Here is a 24099-nt window from a genome sequence, read left to right as displayed (position 1 = left end):
TAGGCCGCCGCCGATGAGACGTAAGAAAAACAACCTCCGTTATCTGCTCCAATAGTAGACTTCCTCCTATGGTCACCCTGCTAACCGGCCTAGGAGATGTTGGAAGGAGAAATGGTTAAAGGAATCGCGTAATCTACCATTTTTCATCACAGCCCGTAATTCCGAAATTAAGCTTTGCCCAATTTACCCAACAACAAGTCCAAGGCTTGAGTTATGACAGTGTTGGTATATTTTTATTGCTTGTCAGGCTTCGCTATGCCCAGGTTTCGCCTTTTTATCAAAAAAAAGTGGATAGGTCGCCGCCTATAAGGCATCAGAAAATCTGAATCACAAAACAATTCTAAACGAAGAGATCGAAGCCATGAGTTTAGATATAATAATCCTTTACTATAAATGATAAGCATGAACAACTTTTGTAGAGATGATAAAAATCTGAGTGCCTGCGCTATTCCAAACCCTCGCTCGCAAACCATCTTTTGAAGGCGACAGTATTTCGCTGACTAACATGATACCTTAAATCCTCAAAAGGCTTTCTGAAAAAAAGTTTAAGTGTATTTGATTCGCCAGGTCGATAATGGGATACTACTTGATAGTGAATGATAGCGGCACGATTGATTTGGAAATACTTACCAGAAGTAAGAACTTCACGCGTCTCCTTTAACGTTTTGTCCCAAATTAATTTTCGACCATCAAATTGGTAAACATATACATTTCGATCCTTACTAAAAATAATTGCAGGATGATTCAGCTTGGCACTCGCCTCGCTGGAACGTGTAGTATTAGAATGATTCCTCCTCGTAGGCAATAATTTAAGCCTTAATAAACTAATGATAGCGTAGTAACAATTGCCCAAGGCAATAAATGACAGAACAAGGGTGAAATCATAGCGAAAATACCCTGCGTCGATAATCGAAACATTCCTCAATCTAAAATAAGTATAAGCTAAAGACACTGCCAAAACAGTTGACATAACAATACCACAAACTAACTGTAGTAACAACCTCACTTTAGCATTTGCTCGCCAGGTATGGTGGTCTTCAAAATAATGATGCAACTTGTAAATAAATTCGCCCAAGATCATCGTAATTATAAAGCTTCCGCCCAACGCTGGGTAATAATATGAAATGAACAACAACTGGAATAGGCTTTGGTCTTCCCCATACGAAACCAAAAAATGCCCAATAAAAAGGCTAACCAAAACCCTAACATAAATATTTGGATAACGAGCGCTGTCCATAATATAAATTAGAAAAGCATTAATACTAGATTAGATAAACTAAGATAATGATATTTCTCTTGGTTAAAAAGACGGAAATAAGAGTTTATAAGTGGAAAATATCATTTGGCATTAATAATATATCGTTCATCATAATACAATTCCAAGAATTTAGAGGCGAAGTATTGGTCGTATAACTTTGGTGCAACGCCGGTATGGCGACTAACCTTAACTAAATTTTATGAAAAAGTTTGATTTCAACACGCAAGGCATCAAAGCCCTGCAAATGGAGCTGTACAAGCACCCAGATGCCTATTTGGCACAACAAGCAGAAGCCATTAAGTTAGATTTTATTCGATGGATCGCCGAAAGATTTAACCTTAATGCTGAGCAACTGAAACATCTCTATTCACTGCCTTACCCGAGAATTAAATCATTATCGTCTCAAACGGCAATTGCAGTAGAAGGCAGGCTCCCGGTTACATTAATCAAACCAAACTTGAAGCCTATAGTAGGATATGATAGCAAGTTAATTGTACCAACAGGTATGGTTCGAGCTTTGGCCACACTGGATGGTTCATTTGAAGCAGAAGGTAGCTTGGAGATCACGATCACTTACTAAATTATCTATTTCCCACCAACCCTATAAATGATACTGCAATAGGTTTGAAGGTGCCATCAAACCCAAGTGCTTACATAAAAAGAGGCAGTAACATCCAGCATTTTGCTGCCTCTATTGCTTTCACTATACAAAACATTCCTATTCGAATAATATAGATAGGAATTATCCTATAAACATAGAGAATACATTATTAATTACACTTGTTTTTTATTTCACAGAGAAGCGGTAATGATTGACTTATAATGAATACCTTTACATTCTGTGTTTCGAAAGGATGGCAGAAATATAGAAGATATCATAATCTGTTTCAATCTTCATACTTATTGACTTGTTAAGGTCCTTAATAACCGAATAGAATAACGATAAGGATACTGGTTGTAATAATACCCTGTCCATTCCCTTTTTAAACATTAACCTTAACTTGATGAAAATAGGAAACGGAACAGGGCGAAGAGGCAATATGACTTTGAGGCTTTAAAGCCTACAATTAATTCGAAGACAGCCTCCATATACGCTTTGCAACTAGATCTTCATGTTTGATAAAATAGCAAGATACAAAGTAGACTGAATATATATCAGCGTGCTTTAACTTTCTTCCTTTAACTGGTAAAGGCTTAACCAACAAACACTATTAGAATTCTTATAGCTAAACGAATATAATAAAATCTAGAATTGTATGCAAATAGTCCTACAATTAAACTGCTCTGTTTTTTTCTATTTGTCAAGTGGATCAAGTCAGAAAGGAAAAAATATTAAAGCTATTTGGATTGCACCTCAAAGATCTGAGAAACAAAAGGAATATTAGTCTCAGGGTACTTGAACAAATCGCTGATGTGGATTATAGCCAAATACACCGCATAGAAAAAGGCGAGACTGCTCCCTCCTTATTAACTATGATTGCAATAGCAGAAGGCTTAGGCATTACGCTTGCAGAGTTAGTTAATTTTTCAATAGACGCAGAAATATCCTAATCATCAGCATTTGCCCTAAAGTAAAAGAATCAGGTTAGCCCAAGGTAGCACCTGTATCTGCTACAGGATTCATATCAATTTGATTAGGCAACACGTTATTATTAAGTGATAAGAAAATACGGGTGCACAGTTAAGGGCACCCGTTCAAAATAATTAAAAAAATTTATTTTCACTCTCGGTTATGAAACCATTGTAGTAACTTACTCACAAAGAAACTTACACATGCTCCTATACCGGCAAGCAACGTTGCTTGTGCAAAATCACTGGCACTTAACCCAAGAACGCTAAATGAAATTCCGCCTAGCATCCCCATTTTAGTTTCAGTACTATTCATCGCTTGACGTAGCTTTTAAAACGCCTGAAATCAACGCCAGATAGCGTACCGTACTCAGAACTTTACTTGGTAATTTTACAGGCGCAACAAGCAATATACCCGCTATTCGTTCCGCCATCCCAAGACTCTTTTTCAAGATCGATAGCCAACCCTTCCCCGAAGATTGTGCTACATTTTTATCAGTCAAATTTTTACGCATTAATAATTCTGCTATACCGAATAAGTAAATGATGCCGCTTTGCGCTAGATAAACTCATTTCACCGATGTGATCACCAAAAACACTTTTTCATTTGCTTCCAAGGCTGGGTATATTAAATCTTGCAGTCGTTCAAGCGCAACGCGACTGTAATTACCCTCCCCCTCACCAGTACACGATGTTACTGGTGCAATACAACCTTGCAATTCACGCAAAGCAAAATTTGCAGGATGGATTAGAATTGCTTCTCTATTGGGGACAATACTTAAAGCTAGCTGATGGCCATGTTTAGGATGATACCTCCTGACCAATAAGTACTTACCCTCTGGTATACAGCTGATACTACGCTTATTGTTCCTCCAGGGTAATTCAATAGAATAGCAAACAAATTGTCCGTTATGGCTTATTTTTCCATTTGTGCCTACTTTAAAATAGGTGCGGCTCAATAATATTTCCATTAAATTCCGCTAACCTTTACTACAGCCAAACCATTGTAAGCGCCATTGCTTAATAGGTAATCTGTTCCATTAACACGCTGGAAAAAGCTTACCCCTAACAACGAAAAAATTGGCTTGACAGAAGCAGGTGTTACATTACAACTGAGTGTAGTAGCGGCTATAGCTACATCGTTTACGCTAAGAACTGCACTTTCCGCTACATTTAGCTCAAATACACCTTCTTCAAAATCGATCACTGCCGTCGCCGCGCTCAACTTGAAGTGGCTTGCTCCACGTGGAGACACTAACAAATCCCTTGCATTAAATGCTTCGAACTCAATGGTCGCATTGCCGCTAGCCCTGTCGATTGTGGCATTGTAAGGCATGTTCACATTTGTACTAACTATCCCATCCACGTTGAATTCAAACCCTGTTAACAGCTCCGTTTCAGCATCTAAAATCATGCGCATGCCCCGTTCATTGATACTATCCGCTTGGACAACCCTTAACATTTGCTTTGAGAGCCTATTGCTGATCTTTTTATCAGCTAACTGACTCGTTAGGGTCTTAAATGCGGTCCTGAAAAGCTTACCAGCTTTAGCAGCCCTGCCAAACTCTGCACCATTCTCTCTGGTGCGTTGAAACCTTGGATCATTAGCAATCCGATCAGCCGATACACCTCCTCGGGTGCGAGCTTGATAGCCATCCTTAGTTTTGTAAAAAGCCAAATCCCCGATTTGTCCTTTTAATTTAATGATTCCTTCTTGACGTGCCATAATATGGTTTTATCATCTGCTACAAAGTTACAATCCGATAAAAATCTCCGATCGCACAAACGCTATTGCTGCGTTATAAGTCGTAAAAAATCAGTCTTTTCATTATTTTCGTTATATACGTATTTGTTGATTTTATTCGCTTGTAATCTAAATTTTTACCCATTAAATTAGTATTAATTAATAATCGTTCTTTTATAAACGCTCGGGCAGGGATAGTAACTTGGTTAAAAAATCGATGCAAAAGCATAGCACAAGCATACCTTAAGTAGGGATAAAGCATAGATAGAGTACTGTAATAGTACTAAACTTGATTTTTGCATAGCTTCATAAACCAAACACTAGTGGCACCTCCATCTGTTTCGGCATCAACACCTAAACAAATGAAAAGAGTATGTATTTATCCAAAGGATGTAAGTTTATTAACAGGGAAAAGTTTAAGACATGCACAAATGATGTTGAAAAATTTAAAGCTATTATTAGGCAAGAACAAATTTCAATACATCACTATTGATGAATTTGCTGAATATTCAGGCATTGACAAAGCAATGGTGGAAAGAACATGTGCTTAATATTGCCGCTCCCGAAAAATAGCAGAACCCGCTTTCATCCCCGGGTTTCTGTTTTAAATCCTGTTCATTAGTAATAAAATCGAATAGACTACCATGGTTAAAATTTAATTGCACTTTTCCAGAAAGAAAGCAACACTCGTGTTTTTTTTCTACATCATTCTAGGGGTAGCGATGCTTAGGCTTCTTTATGGATCAAGTCAAAAGAAAAAGGCGGCCGCCGATGAGGCATAAGAAAAATCAACCTCCGCTATCTGCTCCAATAGTAGACTCCCTGCTATAGTCACCGTGCTAACCGGCCTAGGAGATGTTGGAAGGAGAAAGCGTTAAAGCATTTGCAGACATCTCATAAAACACCAAACCAGGCATCGCGTCCCCTGCGATTTTTCATCGCAGCTTGTGATACCGAAACTAAAGCTTTGACGAATTTATCCGACAACAGATCCAAGCCTCGAGTTATGCCAGCGTTTTTGTTGTTTTATTGGTTGTCATGCTTTCGCTATGCCTCAGGTTTGTTTCTTTTGGATCAAGCCAAAGGAAATAGGCCGCCGCCGATGAGGCATAAGAAACATCAAGTCAAACGACAAATACTGCCATAGATATCGAAAAACCGCCCTTATATTCACAATGTTGTTAGCGATTTAGCACTGGTCCTTGCCAAAACATAATCCAGCTGGTACAAAAAAAAGTCCCGATTTTCATCGAGACTTCTATTTTACTTAATTAGTTTTAGTAGATAACTACCATACCCACTTTTAACCAGTGGCGTTGCAATGGCTTTTAGCTGGTCGGCATCAATAAAGCCCATCCGATAGGCAATTTCTTCTATACAGCCAATCTTCAATCCTTGACGCTCTTCTATAATTTGAACGAACTGCCCCGCCTGCATTAGTGAGGCAAAAGTACCAGTATCTAACCAAGCCGTACCACGACTTAATACACCAACCTTAAGTTTACCCTGCTCTAAATAAATGCGGTTGATATCAGTAATCTCATATTCGCCACGAGGAGAAGGCTTGATATTCTTAGCAATTTCTACCACTTCATTATCGTAAAAATATAAACCAGGAACAGCGTAATCAGATTTAGGATGCTCAGGTTTCTCTTCGATAGAAATAGCCTTATTATTCGAATCAAATTCCACAACGCCATAGCGCTCGGGATCACTTACTTGATAGGCAAATACCACCCCGCCTTCAGGGTCTGCACTGGCCTGCAGTAACTTCGCCATACCATCACCGTGGAAAATATTATCACCGAGCACCAAAGCAACCTTATCCTGCCCGATAAATTCCTCACCAATAACGAAAGCCTGGGCTAAACCATTTGGCTCGGCTTGTACGGCATAAGTGAATTTACAACCCAATGTCGATCCATCACCCAGCAACTTCTCAAAGTTAGGAAGATCATGTGGTGTCGAAATAATGAGCACCTCCCGGATGCCGGCGAGCATCAAAGTTGATAATGGATAATAAATCATCGGCTTATCATAAACCGGCATCATTTGTTTGCTACAAGCAAGGGTTAAAGGATGTAAACGCGTTCCGCTCCCTCCTGCTAAGATTATACCTTTCATATAGAATTATATTTTAAACGGATCCACCGCTTACATTAACTTATTTAATTGACCAATGCATTGCACTAGACTGTCTCGCCAGTAAGGAATGTGAAGCTGAAATATAGCTTTGATCTTGCTTTTATCCATTACAGAAAAAGCAGGCCTTACAGCTTTAGTTGGAAAAGCAGAAGTCGGGATAGGATTTGTCTTCACATCAGTAGCACTGATATCAAAAATGGCTTTAGCAAAATCAAACCATGACGTAACGCCTTCATTACTATAATGGTAGATACCATAAGCTTCGGAACCAGATTGAATGATGTCGAAAATAGCATCCGCCAGGTCAATGGCATAGGTAGGCGTGCCCACTTGGTCGGCGATAATATTTAATTCATCCCGCTCTGCGCCAAGTTTCAACATCGTTTTTACGAAATTATTGGCAAACTCTGAATATAACCAGCTGGTACGGATGATGAAATGAGCTGGTAAAATGGAAATAACCGATTCCTCACCGGCTAATTTCGTTATCCCGTAAACATTAATGGGTCTGGCCTCATCGTCTTCTTTAAGCAACTTCACTTCATTGCCTTCAAAAACAAAATCAGTGGAAACATGAACCAAAGTGGCATTGTGCGCCAAACAGGCTGAGGCAAGATAAGCGGCACCAGTTGCATTGATGGCCTTAGATAGATCAACTTCATCTTCTGCCTTATCTACAGCAGTATAAGCGGCACAGTTAATAACAAAGGATGGTTTCTCCTGAGCCAGAAGATTAAGTAGTCCTGCCTCATTAAGAATATTGGCATCCTGCTCTGTTGGAAAAACAATTTCATTGATTCCCTTTCGAGCGGCTACAACTTTTAAACATTGGCCTAGCTGTCCGCCTGCGCCAATTACCAGGATCTTGCTCATATATGCGTCAATTGTGAAAACGGTTTTAACTCAAGGTCTTTTTCAGATATCGCTTGATTCCCTTCCGGGATCAACCAATCGATATTTAAATCAGTATCATTGTAAATCACCCCGGTTTCCGATGCCTTGTTGAAAAAATTATCGCATTTATATAAAAACTCAGCCGTTTCGCTCAGTACCGAAAAGCCATGTACGAAACCGCGGGGAATATATAATTGCAACTTGTTTTCTGCACTCAACCGTACGGCAACGTGTTGGCCATAAGTAGGTGATCCCGGACGTGCATCTACAGCTACATCCAACACCTCACCCTTGGTTACGCGAACCAATTTGGCCTGTGCGAAAGCACCAGTCTGTGCATGTAAACCCCGGATAACCCCGTAAGAAGAATACGACTGGTTGTCCTGAACGAAATCTCCAGGTAAACCCGTCTTTTCTTCAAAAGTTTGTTTGTTGAAGCTTTCGAAAAAATAGCCCCTCGGATCTTCAAAAACCCTTGGTTTGATGATAATACAATCCTGTAAACCCGTTTGCTCGATTTCCATCAACTACTTATTATCGTATTGTTGTTCGTAATAAGATTGATAATTTCCCGAGGTTACATTATTTAACCATTCTTCATTTTGAAGATACCAGTCAACAGTTTTCGCTAACCCTTCTTCAAATTGTAAACTAGGAACCCAGTCCAGTTGTTTTTGCAACTTGGAAGAATCGATGGCATAACGCAAATCATGACCAGCTCGATCGGTAACATAAGTAATCAGCTTAGCCGATTCTCCAGCTTCACGACCTAACTTCTCATCCATAATATTACATAACAAATGGATCAAATCGATATTTTTCCATTCATTGTGGCCACCGATATTGTAAGTGTCACCCGTTTTAGATTGATGAAAAATGACATCGATAGCCCTGGCATGATCTTCAACCCATAACCAGTCCCGAACATTTTCACCCTTGCCGTAAACAGGTACAGGCTTATTGTTTTTAATGTTATTAATCGCCAGAGGAATTAGTTTCTCTGGAAAATGATGAGAACCATAATTATTAGAGCAATTGGAAATCACACAGTCCATCCCATAAGTGTCGTGATAAGCACGAACAAAGTGATCAGAACTAGCTTTAGATGCCGAATATGGGCTATGGGGGTCGTAAGAAGTAGTTTCAGTAAACATCCCTTCTTCGCCTAATGCACCATATACTTCATCAGTACTCACGTGATAAAAACGTTTCTTATCATAATCACCCTTCCACGATTCGCGGGCGGCATTCAAAAGATTGACAGTACCAATAACGTTGGTCATCACAAAAGCAGTGGGGTCAGTTATAGACCGATCTACATGGCTTTCTGCTGCAAGATGAATAACCGCATCGAAATTTTCGTGCTTGAAAAGCTCGCTGATGGTAGCCGCATCCGTAATATCGGCCTTAACAAAGCGATAATTAGGTTGGTTTTCAATATCGGTTAGATTTGCAAGGTTACCGGCATAGGTAAGCTTATCCAGATTAACAATTTCGTAGTTTGGGTAGTTATTTACAAATCGACGAACAACGTGAGAGCCAATAAAACCTGCTCCACCAGTGATGAGAATTTTTTTCACAGCTTATTAAATGATTTCAGTCGGCTAAATTAAGATAGTTATTTGAAAATACCAACCAATACACAACGAATAGTACTATTTCACCAGAAGTTGTGAAACTTTATAGTACTGGTATTGAAGATATTTCAAATTCAAAACGCAAAATCTAAGTATATCAATGGCAATCTAAGAAGAACAAGCCTTCACCAATTATTGGTGGGGTATCGATACTGAGCCCCATAAAATACAAAAATGCTGATCATCAGCCACCGATTTCAAATCTATCCACCGTAGCATCAAACCTAAACCTAAACATGTAGTCGGCTATTTCGCCAGCAACTTCAATAAAATAGACCATCGAGCCATTTAAGAATCATGTAGTCTATACCCGATGGTCCACTTGTCAAGAGCAATTTCCATATAATGATCAATTTATGAGCGACCCATAACTCAACGCTTGATGAACTAATGGATAATACACCTACATCGCCGCTACTGAACTTTCCAGCTCTTTGTACCAATCTTCCCCATATTTTCGGATAAGCGGTCCTTTTAAAAAGCTGTACACCGGAACCTTTAATTCCCGCCCGAAAGTACAGGCATCATGGCAGATATGCCACCTGTCGTAGTTCAATACCTCAAACTCGGGATATTTGGTAATGCGAATGGGGTAAAGGTGGCAGGAGATCGGTTTCTGCCAATCGATCAAACCTTGCTCATATGCTTTTTCGATGGCACATTTGGTGATGCCTGCTTCGAACAGCACATAAGCGCATTCCTTATTGCGGTCTACACATGGCGTGGTTAGGTCCCCGTCTTCATCCACCACATAAACGCCTTGCTCTTCGATAGCTTGGATGCCCTTGTCGTTAAGAAGGTGCTTAATTTTTGGGTAAATCTCTTCCAGGATTGCTTTTTCGTCGTGATCTAAAGGTGCGCCAGAATCCCCTTCTACGCAACAAATCCCCTTGCATTTGCTTAAATTACAAACGAAATTTTCTTTAAGTACATCCTCGTGTACCAATACCTGTTCTACTTCTATCATCATTATTCTTTCGCTAAAGCATATTTAAGGCCTGCAGCCGACTTCAACTCCATCGTAACTGCGCCAACCAAGATCTCTACTTGGGCCTTCACCGGAACGCGGTTGCCATCGTCCGTAACCCAAAGATACAACCTGCTGTCTTTTTTAAAAATTCGTCCGGGTTTAATTGAGGGGCTAAATTTCAAGCAACGAATATTGCCAAGTTTGCTTTTAATCGTTTCTTTTCCTACATACTCTACCTCAAGCGCAGAAATCTCATCTTGTAAAAAATAATTAAGTTTGAATTTATCGCCTACCTTTAACTTTGTCATGTCTAAACTCCGTGCAAAATAATAGGCAGATACCAGATCAAAAGTTTGCGTTGTAGGGGTAGTGAAATTTCCCCTGTTAGACACAACTCTCTTAGCGTCTTGATGAAACCGGGCTTTATCCTGGCGCTTATAGCTAGACTCTCTAATATTCTCCTGGTAGAAATAAGGTGTGAGATCTGTTTTATCAATGTAAGAATCATAGTGATCCCTGATTTTGTAAAAAACATCAAAAGTACCTGAGGTTTCTGCATCAACGGTTAATTTGTAGGTAGGTCTATTGTCGAACTTAAGGTCAGAATTACTCACCCTCAACGTACCTTCTGCAGCTGTGATGAAACCATACCTCAACTTATACTGTAATACCTCTCCTTCCTGAAAAACAGGTTCTTTTTTTAGCGGAAGCTCTTGCGCAACTGCATGAAACATTGCAGCGGTAAGAATTACGAATAATAATAATTTTCTCATTTGCTTTCTGTTTGGTGAAGCTGCAATAATGATAACCATTAAATTGCAAATCTTATCGAAAGATATGCAAAAAGCAAACCAAATATTTGTAAGCGCCCAAAACCGGCCTCCGGTAAACCCCAAAGGGAATCAAGTAAGTCGGAACGGATCTAGGTTACGACGTTCGGCTCACTAGGGGTTCATTAGTCTTTCCTTTTGAATACCGGAACGGTAGAACATGGCTCTCCAAACATCATGCTTTTGACCACGGGACTAAGTTTATTTGTAATTTCAACATAGGCCGACACCGGGATATCAATATCCCCACACCCTTTTACCACCACACGTTCGTCTGCAAAATCTTGAGGATTAATTTTAGCCAGTGCCTTTGCAAACATAACCGCTTCTAAGGTACTAAGATCGCCAAAAACAACCTCTTTGGCATAACTGCTCATGCGATTAGCCAGTAGCATGTAAGCCCAGGTAGGCACGATGGCATCTGCCGAACAAATTATAGCAACATTTTTATCCTGATATTGCGACCAGTCATGCGTTTTGATAAACTCCCTGAAATCTTTTTCTTTCAGGATCAAGCCATGAAACAGGTTCTCTTTAATATCATAAAGTATCCGTTCGCCCTTTTGATAAAAATCTTCCAGGTTTAACGTAACTAAACCACTGCTGGCAACTTTATTAACAATGTTTTCTTGAATTTCCATGGCCATAAATAAAAAAACCGTCCTAACAAAATGCCAGGACGGTTACAAAATTACGTATTTTCTACTTAATAGAATTTCACACGATTGTCTTTTATGTCTGCATTGTCTTGTAAAGCCTGGAACGCTGACTGTAAAGAGCGCTGACCGATGGCCAATAACATGCTTTCTTTTTGCTTGAACATATTTGCAATTGGAGCTGGGTTTGTAAATCCATCAACAGAGAATACATAAACTCCTCTATCGCCCTCCACTGGTGCAGAAACCTTACCAGGTTGAGCACCAAATACGCTACCTACCAATTTGTTTTCTTGCGCCACACCTGGAATAATCGGGTTAGCGAAAACAATGTTTTGAACTGGATTAACAGGACGGCCCACCTTAGATGCAATCTGATCTAATGAGCTTTTTCCGGCACCGTTAAACTTCGTTACCAACATCTTTGCCTTAACAGCGTTGCGAACCATAGGCTCAATTTCTTTTTTAACATCAGCTAAAGACAATGTTCCTTTAGGCTTAATGTCAGTTAAACGTGCTACAACATAGGCATCTGCCATAGTATAGATTTCAGGAAGTACGTCGCCTTTATCTGCTTTATAGGCATCCTGAATTAACTTACGTGGATTATCCAAACCTGGTGCGAAACCTTGAGTAGCCGCGATGCGATCGGCAACAGCAACTTTCAACCCTTTTTCTGCTGCATATTTAGCAAAGTCTTTTCCTTTTACATCATTTAGGAAATTACTTGCCGCTTTGTAGGCCGAAGCTTGTGTTTTACTGCTTGCACCTAAAGCTTTCTCTACATAAGCCAGTTTTGCTACTTTCGATGAACCAATTTGTTTTTCAATTTTAATAACATGAACACCGAATTGAGATTTTACAACTTTGATATCTCCCGCCTGACCATCGAACGCTGCGTTCTCAAACTCTGGAACCATAGCTCCACGTGCGAAAGTACCTAAATCGCCACCCTTATCTTTTGATCCATCTACGCTGTAAGTTTTTGCCAGTTCAGCAAAGTTTGCACCTTTTTGAATCAAACCTTTTAAAGAGTCTGCCAACTTAATGGCTTTATCTTCTCCACCCAATTTTGCTGGATCGATAAGAATATGGCTTGCTTTTACCGAATCTGGAGAGAAACGGGTAGCTACTACTTTAACGAGTTTATAAGAGTTACCAGATAAAACTGGGCCATAGAAACTTCCTGCAGGTAAAGCAAATACTGCTGAATCTACTGCTGGATCTAATTTGCCTTTAGTCATGTAAGTGAATGGAACCTTTACATCAGAATTAATTGCTGCAAAAAGCGAATCGTTTTTAGCTACCTTAAAATCTGCAGCTATCTTTGTAATCTGCGCTTTCACTGCTGCAGAATCTGCCGCGGTTGGGCTAATGCTAAACGTTACATAATCAAACGAACGGCTTTCTTGTGGATTATTGAAACGGGTCTTATTTTGATCGTAATAGTCAGAATAATCGCCATCTGTAAGTTTAACGGAAGCATCTGGAATGCTGGTGTAATCTAAACTAACATATTTAAAGTTTGCCAACTTGTTACGGTTGTTATATTCGTCTGCAGCCTCTAAGGAAGTTACATATACCGAGTTGCGAATAAGGTTCGAATACTTAGTTTGTAAAGCCTGGTTGGTAATCTCTTGCTGCAACAAGGTAGATTGTTGCAAAGCTTGTGGCTCTTTAGACTTTAAAAAGTTCATTAGCGTAGCACGATCTAGCTGACCGGTCTGCGGGTTTGAAAAATATTGCTTAATTAAAGGGCTCGGATTTTGACCTTGCAATAAATCCAACAATTCGTCTTCAGAAACGGTTAATCCTAAACGATCGTATTCTTTTGATAACAACACCTTAGCCAACTCTGCATTCCAAGCCTGATCTACAGCCATTGAAGTCATCTGCGGATTTAAGCTACCGCCATATTGTTGTTTAAATTGATTAAGGCTTTGATCCACCTTAGGTTGAAAATCATCGATATTGATTTCATTACCATCTACAGAACCCACTACCTTTTGATTGGCTGACCAAAAAGGCTTACCCACGTTAATTGCATCGCCTACTAAAAATGCAACAATTGCAAAACCAATGGCAAAGACTAAGATATAGCCCGCACGGTTACGCAAAAATGTCATTAATCCCATATTGTACTTTATAAATTTATTTAGTTTTTTTTAAGAGGGCGCAAGATACAAATTTGCCTTAAAAAAGAAAACACAAAATTTTATTTATCAAGTGTTTAATTTTTAAGCAAATAGCTTGAGGAAAATGACAATAAGTGAAGTCATTAATCCAATTTGAGCCTCAAATAACGAAACAACTTTTGGAGATTGATTGGTTGAATGAAAAAGCGGCCTATGTATTGAGATTCAATTGATAACAATACGCCTGGCAGTTATTGTAGATATAGTTTCACGCTTAAGTTAAACGCCTAAACCGCCCCGCCAAAGCTTTGCCCTTAAGTTTACGGTGCAACGCCTTCTTTCATATTAAGCTGTCCGCTCCCTGTTTCCATTTCGTAAGAGCTAAAATCCTGTGGTGCTTTAAAGTTAATGCCATCTCCCAGACTCCCATCTGCACCTTTTACATAGACCCTTTGATTGGAGTAGAAGATTTTTTTTGCTTCATCCCAAATCAATTCTTCCGAAGAAAACGTATCGCCCTTACTATTTTTTACAACGACATTCTTTCTAAACTCCGTTTCTTGTAATTGTTCCTTGCGAATGGCATAATCACAAACCAGGTTTCCATCTATGGTGCCATTTGGGTTATAGAAATCGATGTTAACACCTTTAGGCATTTCTTCATAAACGCTGCCATTGGATGGTGTTACCTTATCCATAATTGGTGCCCATCCACGGGCCTTCACCCTTGCAGAGTCGCTGTAGATGGCTTCGAAACCGATGGTTCTGTCGCGGGTGAAAGTAATCTTTTTTGCAGAGATTGCATTAGCTTTCTTAAGGTCGTCCGTACCACATGCCGCAACAACGAGCAACATCGAACCGAATAGGCCATATAAGAATGTTTGCAACCTCATTAATCTACCCTATATCTGCGGAACCAAGTATCGTTGAGCGTAAAACCTAAATGAAAGTTTATAAACTGTTCTTTTACCAGGTTATTATTCAAAGTTCCCCTTTGTCCAAACTCGGTAGTGAAGTTAATTTTATAAAAAGCAGATCCGCCGTTAGCTGTAGGAAGCGGAAAACCAAAACCTAAAGAGGCGCCCATTTCTTTAATATCCTCATTGCCAATTTTAATATAGGTCTTATCATAATTCACCCCTAAGCGGTAATCCATCCGTTTCAGATAATTATTGTATGAGGTATAATCTGGTGTCCATTGCCCACCTAAAGATACTCCCCAACTATCCTGAAGCCCAGAATTAACATTATTAATACTGGTGTTGGCCCACTTGCTCATTCTAAAATCAGCGCCAATCATCCACTTATCGTTCTGCTGAATAGCGATACCGAAGTTATGCGTAAGTGGCAACGTAAGGTTAGATTTGCTTCCATTTATTGCGCTTAGGGTATCAATTGCAGTGCTTTCAGTACCATCCTGTGCCCTCGTATATTGCGTGGCAAAGAAACTCTGTGTAGAATTGATTTTACCTGCAGTACTACCCGAGTATCCTAATGTAAACAAAGTATTCTTCCCTATATTAAAATCGTATTGGATACCGTATGAATAGTTCAATCCGCCAACACTATTTTTGTTTTGCAGTTTAGCGTTAATAGCGCCAGTTACTGCATATTCTGTAGCACGGGTGGTTAATAGATTTCCGAATATGTATTCTACGTTTCCACCAATTCTTAAATGGTCTCCAAAACGGTGTCCATAACCAAAATAAGCCTTTGATAATCCGCCTTCACCAGAATAGAGCTGATCTACAGAAAGAGTATCTATTTTTACGGTATTCCGATAAGCATAACCCAAATCTGAATAGGGTAGAATTCCAAAACTAATAGCCGATTTCCTACTTACAGGAACGGCAAAGGCTAAATGACTGAAGGTACCATTAAAACTGGTTTCAGTTAAATTGTTCCGACTTAAGCTAGTTAAGTCTGCAGTCATGCCAATATCAATAGTTGTTAGGGTAACACCAGCATATGATGATGGATTTTGCATGTTGATGTAATTAAACCCTGTAACCTTACCAACAGCGGTAGAAATTCCGCCCATTGCCCGCAACTGGGGAAGCAGCGATCCTTTTATATTACCTAATCCATACCTGGAATATGGTGATGAGGTGGTGACCTGTGCTTTAACACCAACACCACAAACAAGAACGAGTATGGCCGCAATATAATTTATCTTTTTATACATTTTAATCTGCAATAGCTTCATTTAATCCTTTTAATACCAAATAGGGATCACTAATAATTTGAGGGGCAAAGATGCTGTTTTGTAATTGCTTAAACAAAAAATTAGCATCACCACCTGTAATAATCACCTTTAAAGTGCTTTCATTTATCTTATTTAGGGCAATATACCCTTCAATTTCGTTTAGTATTCCCCGCAAAACGCCATTTTTTATAGCAGAAATAGTATCTAAACCTTCGGGAATTTCTTCCTTCACATCCCATTCAACAAGCGGCAATCTCCCTGTAAATTCGTGTACAGCCTTAAACCGCATCTTTATCCCCGGGCTTATACTTCCACCGAAATACTCACTTTTTCCATTAAGCAAATCATAGGTGATGCAAGTGCCGGCATCAACTACAAGGCATGGCGACTTTTTGTAAGTTCCAAATGCTCCAAGCATTGCTGCCCATCGGTCTAAACCTAATGAGGTAGGTGTTTTATAGTAATTTATCACCCCATTAGTAAGTGAGGTAGTAAAACGGGTATATTCGGTACGCCTCTTCAGAAATTCTTCTAGCTGACCGATCTCTTGATTTACACTACTGATAATTGCTTGCTTAGGCGAGAACTTATCAATGATGTGCGCTAAATCAATAATTCCAACCTTCAATAACCGATGGTGATGAATAATCTCCCGACCAGCGAAAACAGCAATCTTTGCTGATGAATTTCCAATATCAATCGCTAACCTATTCATTCCATTAACCTTATGAATTCGGGCTTCGCCTAGAAAATAGGCCTTTGCCAAAAAGTTTGGAATCTAAACAAGCCGTAAACTGAAACTTCATGCCACAAAGCTATTAATCTTTGTTAAGTTTTGTTCTAGTTTTTTGTTAAAAAAGGTTAAACAAAAAGAAAGTATTGTACAGATAAGATAAACATTACGAACAGGGTTTCATAGAACCAACGCTTCTTCGCATTGCTAAAATAATAGGCCAACAGAACCGCTCCCGGAGGTACACAAAGCAGGAAATGCCAGGTACGAAAACCAGGTTTTAAATAAAAGCTTGCTGCCGCGATGATGAACATAAAAAACAACAATTGGAAACCTTTTCTGGTGCTGATGAAACTTCTGAAAAAGTTCTCTCTGAGCTGTAATGAAGCCAATACGATAATGATAAACACCGGAATTAGCACCAGGTAATCATTGTAATTGATTTTGAAAGAAGATGGAAACTTACTGCCAAGTGGCTTCCAGATTTGATAAAACGAGCTGATATTATCGTTCCAATAGTAACAGACGGCTAAGAAAAAGAAAACGGTTATAAACCCAACCAAACCGGCTACCCATTCTCGCCAGTTAAACGACCTAAAGAGCAATAGCGCCAGGAAAATCATAAGCAGCATGGCCATAAACGGAAAGTAAATTAATGTTCCCAGGCCAATTATCATCCCAATATCGAACACGGTGGTGATGGAATTGGATGTTTTACCCAGTTTTAAGAATTTATCAATAATCCAGATTAATAGAAAGTTGGCCAATAGTGCCTGACTTAAAACCATAAAAGGCATGAACAAACTAGCACCTGAAATATACATAAGCCCTGGTAAAAAGCTTGGTTTAGCCAAGAGATTATGATTATTAACCACACGATTAAAAACCAGCGCCTGAACAAAAACAATTATCGCGGCAAGAAAAATATTGGCTGATGGCGATTGTACATCGAGTAAATCAGTATCGAAAAGTGTTTTGGCAAAAGGCTCAAGAAAATCAAACTGGAGTTGATTGGGCATCTGAGTATAGATAGCAATACGCATAATAAATGTGTAAGCTAAAAGATATATCAGGTTAATTGGATTTAGGTTTCTAAATTGATTAATCATGCCATTTTTGAGTGCAACAAAGTAAAGAAAATAATTTCAGACTATTGTGCACGAACCGATAGCGATGCTTTCGCTTACCTTTTCGATATTCTGCGGGAAGCTAAAAGGTTTGCCTTTTTAATTGTGAGATGCGCATTTTGATTATGACGCTAACACCTCTATGCAACAGCAGCTAGCCCATACTTTAGGAACCTACATGCGGGCATACTTTTTAACCATATCATCGATAATCTGGGCAGTTTCATCTGGAAAGTGAAAATCATTCGCTTGCGGCTGATCTACCCATTTTTTGACAATGGGTAACCAATTACGATCGCTGCCCCATACCACAGGCAAACCAAACTGTTTTAAAGCATAAGCATTACATTGCTGTTCAAATTGAAAGCGCATAGGGGCAACCAATAATTTTTTCTTTAAGAAAAGTGCCTCAGCCGGCCCCTCGAAGCCCCCGCCAGTAAATAAACCTGTGCAAGTGGCTAAACTTTTATTAAACCGTTCATTGTTAACCGGCTCCACAGATACATTTGCCTCCCGGTAAGCTGAATTACTATGTTTTGAAAATACCTGCCATTGCACATCTGGAATCTGCATAAACAACTTTAGCAGGCGCTTATCATCAACCGCTGGGAGATACACAGTATAATGCCCAAGGTTTTCAGGCTTCATTTGCCTGATTTCACTTCGGATTACCGGGGTATGGATAAAACTATCGTATCGATCAAAGTGAAAGCCGATGTGGTGGTTCGTCGGTGCATACCTGCTCAAGATGAGCTTGCCCCAATCTAGCGTTTTAGGTCGCGGTACTTTTTTGGATTTGAAGGCTGCCTGGTGACTTAACGATACACATTCAATGCCCTGAAGTTTGCAAGCCCAGGCGCTAACAGGTTCAAAGTCGTTTACAATTAGGTTATAGTCTTTCAATTGGAGTTGTTTCATATCCTTGCGAAAACGGAAGAGATTCATGCTCAACCATGTTTTGAAGTGATCGACTCCTCCTTTCTTCCCGAAAATAAAACTAAAACCGTGCAACTGGTACTTAATAGGCTGACTAAGTTTTACATCTGCTTGGGTTCCACTTACCAAAATATCAAGTTCACCATATTTTTCAAGCAATGGAATAATCTCTCTTGCCCGGCTAATGTGTCCGTTTCCAGTACCTTGTATTGCGTAAAGTATCTTCATTTATGCTCGAATATCTCAAAATTATTGAGCAATTTCATATTTTATATGCTTTAAAAGCATATTTACATCTAATTTAAGGTTTAAATCTTCGCCGTCTGATAGAATTCCTTCATCCACAACATCCTTTTCAAAGTTGATTTGATCGTATTTAAAGATTGTCCAGTTTTGGTTTTGATACTCCAAAGCGGTTAAACTTTCGACCCAATCGCCACTATTTAGGTAACATACACTTTTCCCATCGATTATAATATTTCTATTTTCTGCCTGATGGATATGCCCACACACCACATAATGATAACCCTGCTCTATTGCAAGTTCTGCCGCGGTTTGCTCAAAACTGTTGATAAATTTCACCGCATCTTTAAATTTTGCTTTAATTTTTTTGGAGAAACTCATCTTTTCCTTACCAAAAGAAACCAACACCCAGTTCACAAAACTATTAATGAGGATTAAGGTATCGTAACCAATAGCACCCATTTTTGCAAGCCACTTGGAATGTTGCATGGTCACATCAAATATATCGCCGTGGAAGAACCAAGCTTTCTTACCATCTAATTCCATAATTAATTTATTCTGTAGATGAAAAGAACCCATGCTCATTCCATCAAACTTCCTAAGCATCTCATCATGGTTGCCTGTTAGATAGTACACGTCTACACCTTCTGAAACAAATTTCATGAGTTTGCGGATGACTTTCATGTGCGATTCGGGCCAATAGCGTTTACTAAATTGCCAGATATCGATGACATCGCCGTTTAGGATTAAGGTTTTAGGCTTGATGCTTTTCAGGTATTTTAAAAGCTCTTTGGCGTGGCAGCCGTAGGTGCCCAAGTGCACATCAGAAATTACAACGACTTCTACATTTCTCTTTTCCATATATTTTGGCAGCTAATGCGAAAGGATTTTTAACCAACTTAAAAAAAGTTGTTTCAAAGAGAACTTACCACTCTTCTTCCTCATCAGTTTTCACCTCGAACGGACTGAAAAAGTAGACTACAATAATTAATAGGCATACAGCGAAAAACGATTCTAACATAAATGTTGTTTTACAAAACAAAGTTAAGATGCTGTCGGTCAAACAAATGTTACGTCTTTGTTAAATTATCATCGCAAAAGCTAAAGTGTGTTAAAACGCCGAAAATAAAAAACCCACAAGAAAACTTCCTTGTGGGTTTAATATCAATTTGCTAAATGATTATGTTGTTAAGGCTTTCTTTTTTTTCTTTTGCTCAACATAGATGCCGAATGCGAGGCCTACAACTAGTAAAATAGATCCGGCGAGGGAAATGTTTTCGCCAGCATAGTAAGATGTTGGATGGAAGATAAATTCCAATTTATGGTTCCCTCCTTCTAGCTGTGCAGCACGTAAAACATAATCTGCCCTAAAATATGGTTTCTCTACCCCATCTATATACATCTTCCAACCTTTGTTGTAATAGATTTCTGAGAAAACAGCGATCACATCTTTGGCCGACGAATACTCATAAGTTAAATGATCTGGGTGGTAATCTGTTAATTTGATGAAACCTTCCTGACCCGTACCTAAACGCTTATCATCCATTAAGCTTTTAAAGCTTTGATCTACGATAGCCTCCTTTTTTGCATCAAAACTACTGATGGCTTTCATTTCCTCATCAGCATTTTTAACGAATTGGACACTTTGTACAAACCACGCATTACCAGCCGCTGTAGCATTACGCTCCATCTTGAACGCACCGTTTTGTTGGTCTTGTGTAATGATGTATTTGGTATTTAACATATCCAATACATCGTGATTGATGCTCTTGCTAAATTGATTCTGAATTAACTCATCGAATCTCTTCAATTTCGCAGCATGATATCCACCAACAGTTTTATGGAAGGCTGAAGTACTTGCATCGCTAAAAGTGTTAATGGAAAGATCGAAAACCCTAAAATTTGGATCTTTATCCGCACTGATAAAATTATCAACATCTCTAGGTTGGAAATAATTGGCAACAGTAGTTTTAGGTTCGAAGTTTTTATTATTCAAATACCGGCGATCTACCTGCCACATATCTACCAAAACAGCTAATGCAAGCAATCCAAATGCGACTTGAGCATTTAACTTTTTCTTGATAAGCGCCCAAATGATTCCGAAACCAACCAGTACAAAGAAAAATGACCTAAAAGCGTCAGCACGGCCGATGGCAATCCTGTCTTCTACTAAACCATTGGCAATTTTTTGCGCAATGCTTGCGTTGTTTTGCAAACTCTGCGTTAATGCTTGCACAATCTGCTGATGATTTGAAGCTTTGAAGCTGAAGAATAAAGTTGGTGCGATGGCAATAATTAAGGAAAGACCTCCAATAATACCCGCAGACCAAGTCAATTTTTTAACCAAAACTTTTTCATCTATTTGACCATCCTGTACTTCTTTAACAGCTAACAATGCCAGTATCGGAACCATTAAACCTACCACAGCTAAGATCGATTCAACTGCCCTGAATTTATTGTAAAGCGGGAAATAATCAAAGAACAGGTTACTTACAAAAGGAAAATGGCGACCGAATGAAAGCAGAATGAATAAAATCGTGGTAGACAATATCCACCATTTTATTGGGTTGCGAACGATGAACAAGCCAAACACAAACAAGAAACAGATGATTGCCCCAAAATAGTAACCACCCTGAGTAAAAGGCTTTTCACCCCAGTATTGCTGCATGTTTAATTGGCCGCCCAATTGTTGAATGGCTTGGGTGGTTTGTGCCTGATCGCCACCAGTAAGTTCTGAGACGGCTTTGTACATATTTCCATCTGGCTTTACCAATTCTTCAACACCAGAAGCGCCACCATATAAATCCGGAATAAAAAATGTAAAGCTTTCGCCAACCCCCTGGCTCCATTGATAAGCGTATTCTTTAGACATACCGGCATCTTTGTCTGTAGATGCTACAGTCAAGTTAGACTTGCCGCGGTTAGTTTCCTTTGCATATTCTGCGGTAGACCAAAGTAAACTTGCATTAATCATAACTGCCAAAACAACTGATAAGGCTAAAAAGCCAAATGATTTTGCCAGATGAGAAACCGTTTTCAATTTAACGGCTTGATAAAGTTCTACAACAACGAAAATTAAAATGGCTAACATCAAATAGTAAGTCATTTGTACGTGGTTGGTTCTAATTTCTAAGGCTAGAAATAAGGCCGTTAAACTGGCTCCGTACCAATATTTCCCACGCATGGTAAGCAAGATACTGGCGATTATAGGCGCAAAAAAGCCTATTGCCAAAGCCTTACTGCTGTGGCCGCTTGCTATTAACACAAAATTATAGGTGGTAAAAGTAAAGGCTATTGCACCTGCAGCGGCAAGCCAGGGATTAACCTTAAGTACAATAAATAGAAAGTAAGCACCGAATAACAACAACAGTACAGTACCTGTTGGATTAGGGAAAGCTTTGGTGATTAACGCAATACCATAGGTTGCTCCACTATATGCATACGGTACCCAAATCTGATAAGCTGGCATACCACCAAACATTTGGTTTGTCCAAAGTGGAGCTTTGCCATCTTTCTCTTTAAAATCCATAATCTCCTTTTGCATGGCCTGCGATTGGATTACGTCGCTTTGCGCAGGCGCTTTACCCTGTAAAACAGGACTGAAGTAGGCAAAAGTAATGACTACAAAAATTGCTATAATGGCTAAATGAATGCCATTTCTGTTAAACCAGTTATTCATTAAGGTTTGTTTAAGTTTAAACGAACGTCAAAAATAAAAAATTGGGCGGTATAAAAAAGGAATTAATTAAATGTGAGGAGAATAAAAATTAGATTTAGGTAAATGTCGTGCAAACCGATGCTTTTGTTTTTGCAATGGAATTACCATCTGATGGCATAGCTATAAAAAACCAAGTCACTACATCTATTCATCCAACCCAAATTAAGTAAATAAAGTTTCAATAATTTTTGAAAGTTTTAATAATACTTTTTTATATTTGATTATGGAATTGGAAGCAGCAAAATTGAAATTTATCGAGGCATGGGGCAAATTGGGTTCAGAATGGGGTATTAACCGTACTATGGCTCAGGTTCATGCATTAATGTTGATCTCTCCCAGAGCATTAACCACCGATGAAATAATGGAGCAGTTAAGTATTTCGAGGGGAAACGCAAACATGACCCTCCGCGACCTAATTGGTTGGGGTTTAATTGAAAAACAACATAAGGCTGGAGAACGCAAGGAATATTTTTTTGCCGATAAAGATGTTTGGAACATTGCCCGCCAGGTAGCCAAAGAACGTAAAAAACGCGAACTGGAACCTGTATTAAAAGTATTATCAGAACTTTCTACGGTATCTGGTGATGAGAAAGATCCCGAATTTGCTACGTTTAAAAAGTCTATTGCCGATATTAACAAATTAGCCGGAAATGTAGACAAAACCTTGGAAACCATGCTTAAGGCCGAAGAAAGTTGGTTTTGGGGATCAATTCTGAAGGTTTTTAAATAGAAAGCTAACATCAAATAGCTAAGCCTTAACCAGCTTAATTTTTAAGGTAACTTTCATTTCTTGTTGTAAAGATTATACGTATGCCAACCATCAAACTTATTACGCTAATTAATGCGCCCATTGAGCGGTGTTATAACTTGGCCCGCAGCATAGACCTCCATGTAAAATCAATGGCGACTTCTGGCGAAAAAGCTATTGCAGGAAGAGTAACGGGATTGATAAATTTAAATGAAACAGTAACCTGGAAAGCGAAACACTTTAGCATCCCATTTACATTAACCAGTAAAATTAGCGAAATGGAATACCCTTTTAGCTTTACCGATGAAATGACTGAAGGCCCATTCCAACACTTCCATCACCAACATCTGTTTAAAACATTAGCCTCCAAAACCGAGATGATTGATATCTTCGACTTTAAGGCTCCATTGGGTTTATTTGGAAGCATTGCAGAAAGATGCTTTTTGAAAAGTTACATGACTTCGTTACTTGAAAAACGAAATCAAATCATCAAACAAACAGCCGAACAACAAGAAACTCCAGCCAACTTATTTTGATAGCCTTGCTGAGG

24 protein-coding genes are annotated in these 24099 nt (G+C 39.1%); 5 read left to right on the top strand and 19 right to left on the bottom strand.

Annotated features, from left to right (window positions below; all coding sequences use genetic code 11):
• Positions 1–445: 445 nt before the first annotated feature.
• On the bottom strand, positions 446–1237 hold the full coding sequence (locus OQ268_RS05585) for a LytTR family transcriptional regulator DNA-binding domain-containing protein (RefSeq protein ID WP_265855114.1): 792 nt from the start codon (positions 1235–1237) through the stop codon (positions 446–448).
• Between the two features lie 220 nt (positions 1238–1457).
• Here OQ268_RS05585 and OQ268_RS05580 point away from each other — a divergent pair, with 220 nt between their 5' ends.
• Complete coding sequence (locus OQ268_RS05580; protein ID WP_265855113.1) at positions 1458–1838, top strand: hypothetical protein; 381 nt, start codon at positions 1458–1460, stop codon at positions 1836–1838.
• Positions 1839–2563: 725 nt separating this feature from the next.
• Complete coding sequence (locus OQ268_RS17950; protein ID WP_407673993.1) at positions 2564–2809, top strand: helix-turn-helix domain-containing protein; 246 nt, start codon at positions 2564–2566, stop codon at positions 2807–2809.
• A gap of 169 nt (positions 2810–2978) precedes the next feature.
• Here OQ268_RS17950 and OQ268_RS05575 read toward each other — a convergent pair whose 3' ends face one another.
• The 3 genes from OQ268_RS05575 to OQ268_RS05565 all read right to left on the bottom strand — a co-directional run bounded on the left by OQ268_RS05575 (position 2979) and on the right by OQ268_RS05565 (position 4553).
• Positions 2979–3143, bottom strand: coding sequence for a hypothetical protein (locus OQ268_RS05575; protein WP_265855112.1), 165 nt, complete (start codon positions 3141–3143; stop codon positions 2979–2981).
• Positions 3144–3396: 253 nt separating this feature from the next.
• Entirely contained in the window at positions 3397–3798 is a 402-nt protein-coding gene (locus OQ268_RS05570; RefSeq protein WP_265855111.1) for a DUF5675 family protein, read from the bottom strand.
• Entirely contained in the window at positions 3798–4553 is a 756-nt protein-coding gene (locus OQ268_RS05565) for a hypothetical protein (RefSeq protein ID WP_265855110.1), read from the bottom strand. The genes OQ268_RS05570 and OQ268_RS05565 overlap by 1 nt, the downstream gene beginning before the upstream one ends.
• Positions 4554–4894: 341 nt before the next feature.
• On the opposite strand from OQ268_RS05565, the gene OQ268_RS05560 reads away from it, so the two are divergent.
• Positions 4895–5122: a hypothetical protein gene (locus OQ268_RS05560; RefSeq protein ID WP_265855109.1), complete on the top strand. Its 228-nt coding sequence runs from the start codon at positions 4895–4897 to the stop codon at positions 5120–5122.
• A 712-nt stretch (positions 5123–5834) separates the two neighbouring features.
• Here OQ268_RS05560 and rfbA read toward each other — a convergent pair.
• The 15 genes from rfbA to OQ268_RS05485 form a co-directional block, all read right to left on the bottom strand.
• Complete coding sequence (gene rfbA / locus OQ268_RS05555; protein ID WP_265855108.1) at positions 5835–6695, bottom strand: glucose-1-phosphate thymidylyltransferase RfbA; 861 nt, start codon at positions 6693–6695, stop codon at positions 5835–5837.
• 30 nt (positions 6696–6725) lie between these two features.
• Positions 6726–7589 carry a dTDP-4-dehydrorhamnose reductase gene (gene rfbD, locus OQ268_RS05550; protein ID WP_265855107.1) on the bottom strand — a complete coding sequence of 288 codons (864 nt, stop codon included), beginning with the start codon at positions 7587–7589 and terminating at the stop codon, positions 6726–6728.
• A complete protein-coding gene (gene rfbC, locus OQ268_RS05545) occupies positions 7586–8134 on the bottom strand; it encodes a dTDP-4-dehydrorhamnose 3,5-epimerase (RefSeq protein ID WP_265855106.1) in 549 nt (182 codons plus the stop codon). The genes rfbD and rfbC overlap by 4 nt, the downstream gene beginning before the upstream one ends.
• 3 nt (positions 8135–8137) lie before the next feature.
• Positions 8138–9190: a dTDP-glucose 4,6-dehydratase gene (gene rfbB / locus OQ268_RS05540; RefSeq protein ID WP_265855105.1), complete on the bottom strand. Its 1053-nt coding sequence runs from the start codon at positions 9188–9190 to the stop codon at positions 8138–8140.
• 460 nt (positions 9191–9650) lie between these two features.
• Complete coding sequence (locus tag OQ268_RS05535; RefSeq protein WP_265855163.1) at positions 9651–10214, bottom strand: DUF3109 family protein; 564 nt, start codon at positions 10212–10214, stop codon at positions 9651–9653.
• Positions 10215–10216: 2 nt separating this feature from the next.
• Positions 10217–10990 carry a DUF3108 domain-containing protein gene (locus tag OQ268_RS05530; RefSeq protein WP_265855104.1) on the bottom strand — a complete coding sequence of 258 codons (774 nt, stop codon included), beginning with the start codon at positions 10988–10990 and terminating at the stop codon, positions 10217–10219.
• A 182-nt stretch (positions 10991–11172) separates the two neighbouring features.
• On the bottom strand, positions 11173–11688 hold the full coding sequence (locus tag OQ268_RS05525) for a DUF2480 family protein (protein ID WP_265855103.1): 516 nt from the start codon (positions 11686–11688) through the stop codon (positions 11173–11175).
• A 65-nt stretch (positions 11689–11753) separates the two neighbouring features.
• Positions 11754–13838, bottom strand: a complete 2085-nt coding sequence (locus OQ268_RS05520) for a SurA N-terminal domain-containing protein (RefSeq protein WP_265855102.1) — start codon at positions 13836–13838, stop codon at positions 11754–11756.
• A 320-nt stretch (positions 13839–14158) separates the two neighbouring features.
• Positions 14159–14731: an LptA/OstA family protein gene (locus OQ268_RS05515; protein WP_265855101.1), complete on the bottom strand. Its 573-nt coding sequence runs from the start codon at positions 14729–14731 to the stop codon at positions 14159–14161.
• A complete protein-coding gene (locus OQ268_RS05510) occupies positions 14731–16044 on the bottom strand; it encodes a porin family protein (protein WP_265855100.1) in 1314 nt (437 codons plus the stop codon). Before OQ268_RS05510 ends, OQ268_RS05515 begins: the two co-directional genes overlap by 1 nt.
• The gene (locus OQ268_RS05505; protein WP_265855099.1) at positions 16025–16810 is read right to left on the bottom strand and encodes a type III pantothenate kinase; all 786 of its coding nucleotides are present in this window, start codon (positions 16808–16810) and stop codon (positions 16025–16027) included. Before OQ268_RS05505 ends, OQ268_RS05510 begins: the two co-directional genes overlap by 20 nt.
• A gap of 95 nt (positions 16811–16905) precedes the next feature.
• Positions 16906–17886: a DUF6427 family protein gene (locus tag OQ268_RS05500; RefSeq protein WP_265855098.1), complete on the bottom strand. Its 981-nt coding sequence runs from the start codon at positions 17884–17886 to the stop codon at positions 16906–16908.
• A gap of 192 nt (positions 17887–18078) precedes the next feature.
• Positions 18079–19068: a glycosyltransferase family protein gene (locus tag OQ268_RS05495; protein ID WP_265855097.1), complete on the bottom strand. Its 990-nt coding sequence runs from the start codon at positions 19066–19068 to the stop codon at positions 18079–18081.
• 21 nt (positions 19069–19089) lie between these two features.
• Positions 19090–19944 carry a UDP-2,3-diacylglucosamine diphosphatase gene (locus tag OQ268_RS05490; protein ID WP_265855096.1) on the bottom strand — a complete coding sequence of 285 codons (855 nt, stop codon included), beginning with the start codon at positions 19942–19944 and terminating at the stop codon, positions 19090–19092.
• Positions 19945–20263: 319 nt separating this feature from the next.
• Positions 20264–22762, bottom strand: a complete 2499-nt coding sequence (locus OQ268_RS05485) for a YfhO family protein (protein WP_265855095.1) — start codon at positions 22760–22762, stop codon at positions 20264–20266.
• 262 nt (positions 22763–23024) lie between these two features.
• On the opposite strand from OQ268_RS05485, the gene OQ268_RS05480 reads away from it, so the two are divergent.
• Positions 23025–23531, top strand: a complete 507-nt coding sequence (locus OQ268_RS05480; protein ID WP_265855094.1) for a GbsR/MarR family transcriptional regulator — start codon at positions 23025–23027, stop codon at positions 23529–23531.
• Between the two features lie 80 nt (positions 23532–23611).
• Positions 23612–24085 (top strand): SRPBCC family protein, encoded by a 474-nt coding sequence (locus OQ268_RS05475; protein ID WP_265855093.1) that lies wholly within the window; start codon positions 23612–23614, stop codon positions 24083–24085.
• Positions 24086–24099: the final 14 nt, after the last annotated feature.

Origin of the sequence: Pedobacter sandarakinus, assembly GCF_026240095.1 — a bacterium.
In the GTDB taxonomy this organism is placed as follows: Bacteria; Bacteroidota; Bacteroidia; order Sphingobacteriales; family Sphingobacteriaceae; genus Pedobacter; species Pedobacter sandarakinus.
This window is presented reverse-complemented; position numbering and strand designations above follow the sequence as displayed.

Coding starts and splice junctions, on each gene's coding strand:
- OQ268_RS05475 (WP_265855093.1), top strand. CDS start 23,612: ATGCCAACCATCAAACTTATTACGCTAATTAATGCGCCCATTGAGCGG.
- OQ268_RS05585 (WP_265855114.1), bottom strand. CDS start 1,237: ATGGACAGCGCTCGTTATCCAAATATTTATGTTAGGGTTTTGGTTAGC.
- OQ268_RS05495 (WP_265855097.1), bottom strand. CDS start 19,068: ATGAAGATACTTTACGCAATACAAGGTACTGGAAACGGACACATTAGC.
- OQ268_RS05515 (WP_265855101.1), bottom strand. CDS start 14,731: ATGAGGTTGCAAACATTCTTATATGGCCTATTCGGTTCGATGTTGCTC.
- rfbA (WP_265855108.1), bottom strand. CDS start 6,695: ATGAAAGGTATAATCTTAGCAGGAGGGAGCGGAACGCGTTTACATCCT.
- OQ268_RS05535 (WP_265855163.1), bottom strand. CDS start 10,214: ATGATAGAAGTAGAACAGGTATTGGTACACGAGGATGTACTTAAAGAA.
- OQ268_RS05580 (WP_265855113.1), top strand. CDS start 1,458: ATGAAAAAGTTTGATTTCAACACGCAAGGCATCAAAGCCCTGCAAATG.
- rfbD (WP_265855107.1), bottom strand. CDS start 7,589: ATGAGCAAGATCCTGGTAATTGGCGCAGGCGGACAGCTAGGCCAATGT.
- OQ268_RS05490 (WP_265855096.1), bottom strand. CDS start 19,944: ATGGAAAAGAGAAATGTAGAAGTCGTTGTAATTTCTGATGTGCACTTG.
- OQ268_RS05570 (WP_265855111.1), bottom strand. CDS start 3,798: ATGGAAATATTATTGAGCCGCACCTATTTTAAAGTAGGCACAAATGGA.
- OQ268_RS05530 (WP_265855104.1), bottom strand. CDS start 10,990: ATGAGAAAATTATTATTATTCGTAATTCTTACCGCTGCAATGTTTCAT.
- OQ268_RS05525 (WP_265855103.1), bottom strand. CDS start 11,688: ATGGAAATTCAAGAAAACATTGTTAATAAAGTTGCCAGCAGTGGTTTA.
- rfbC (WP_265855106.1), bottom strand. CDS start 8,134: ATGGAAATCGAGCAAACGGGTTTACAGGATTGTATTATCATCAAACCA.
- OQ268_RS05500 (WP_265855098.1), bottom strand. CDS start 17,886: ATGATTAATCAATTTAGAAACCTAAATCCAATTAACCTGATATATCTT.
- OQ268_RS05480 (WP_265855094.1), top strand. CDS start 23,025: ATGGAATTGGAAGCAGCAAAATTGAAATTTATCGAGGCATGGGGCAAA.
- OQ268_RS05565 (WP_265855110.1), bottom strand. CDS start 4,553: ATGGCACGTCAAGAAGGAATCATTAAATTAAAAGGACAAATCGGGGAT.
- OQ268_RS05485 (WP_265855095.1), bottom strand. CDS start 22,762: ATGAATAACTGGTTTAACAGAAATGGCATTCATTTAGCCATTATAGCA.
- OQ268_RS05510 (WP_265855100.1), bottom strand. CDS start 16,044: ATGAAGCTATTGCAGATTAAAATGTATAAAAAGATAAATTATATTGCG.
- OQ268_RS05520 (WP_265855102.1), bottom strand. CDS start 13,838: ATGGGATTAATGACATTTTTGCGTAACCGTGCGGGCTATATCTTAGTC.
- OQ268_RS05575 (WP_265855112.1), bottom strand. CDS start 3,143: ATGAATAGTACTGAAACTAAAATGGGGATGCTAGGCGGAATTTCATTT.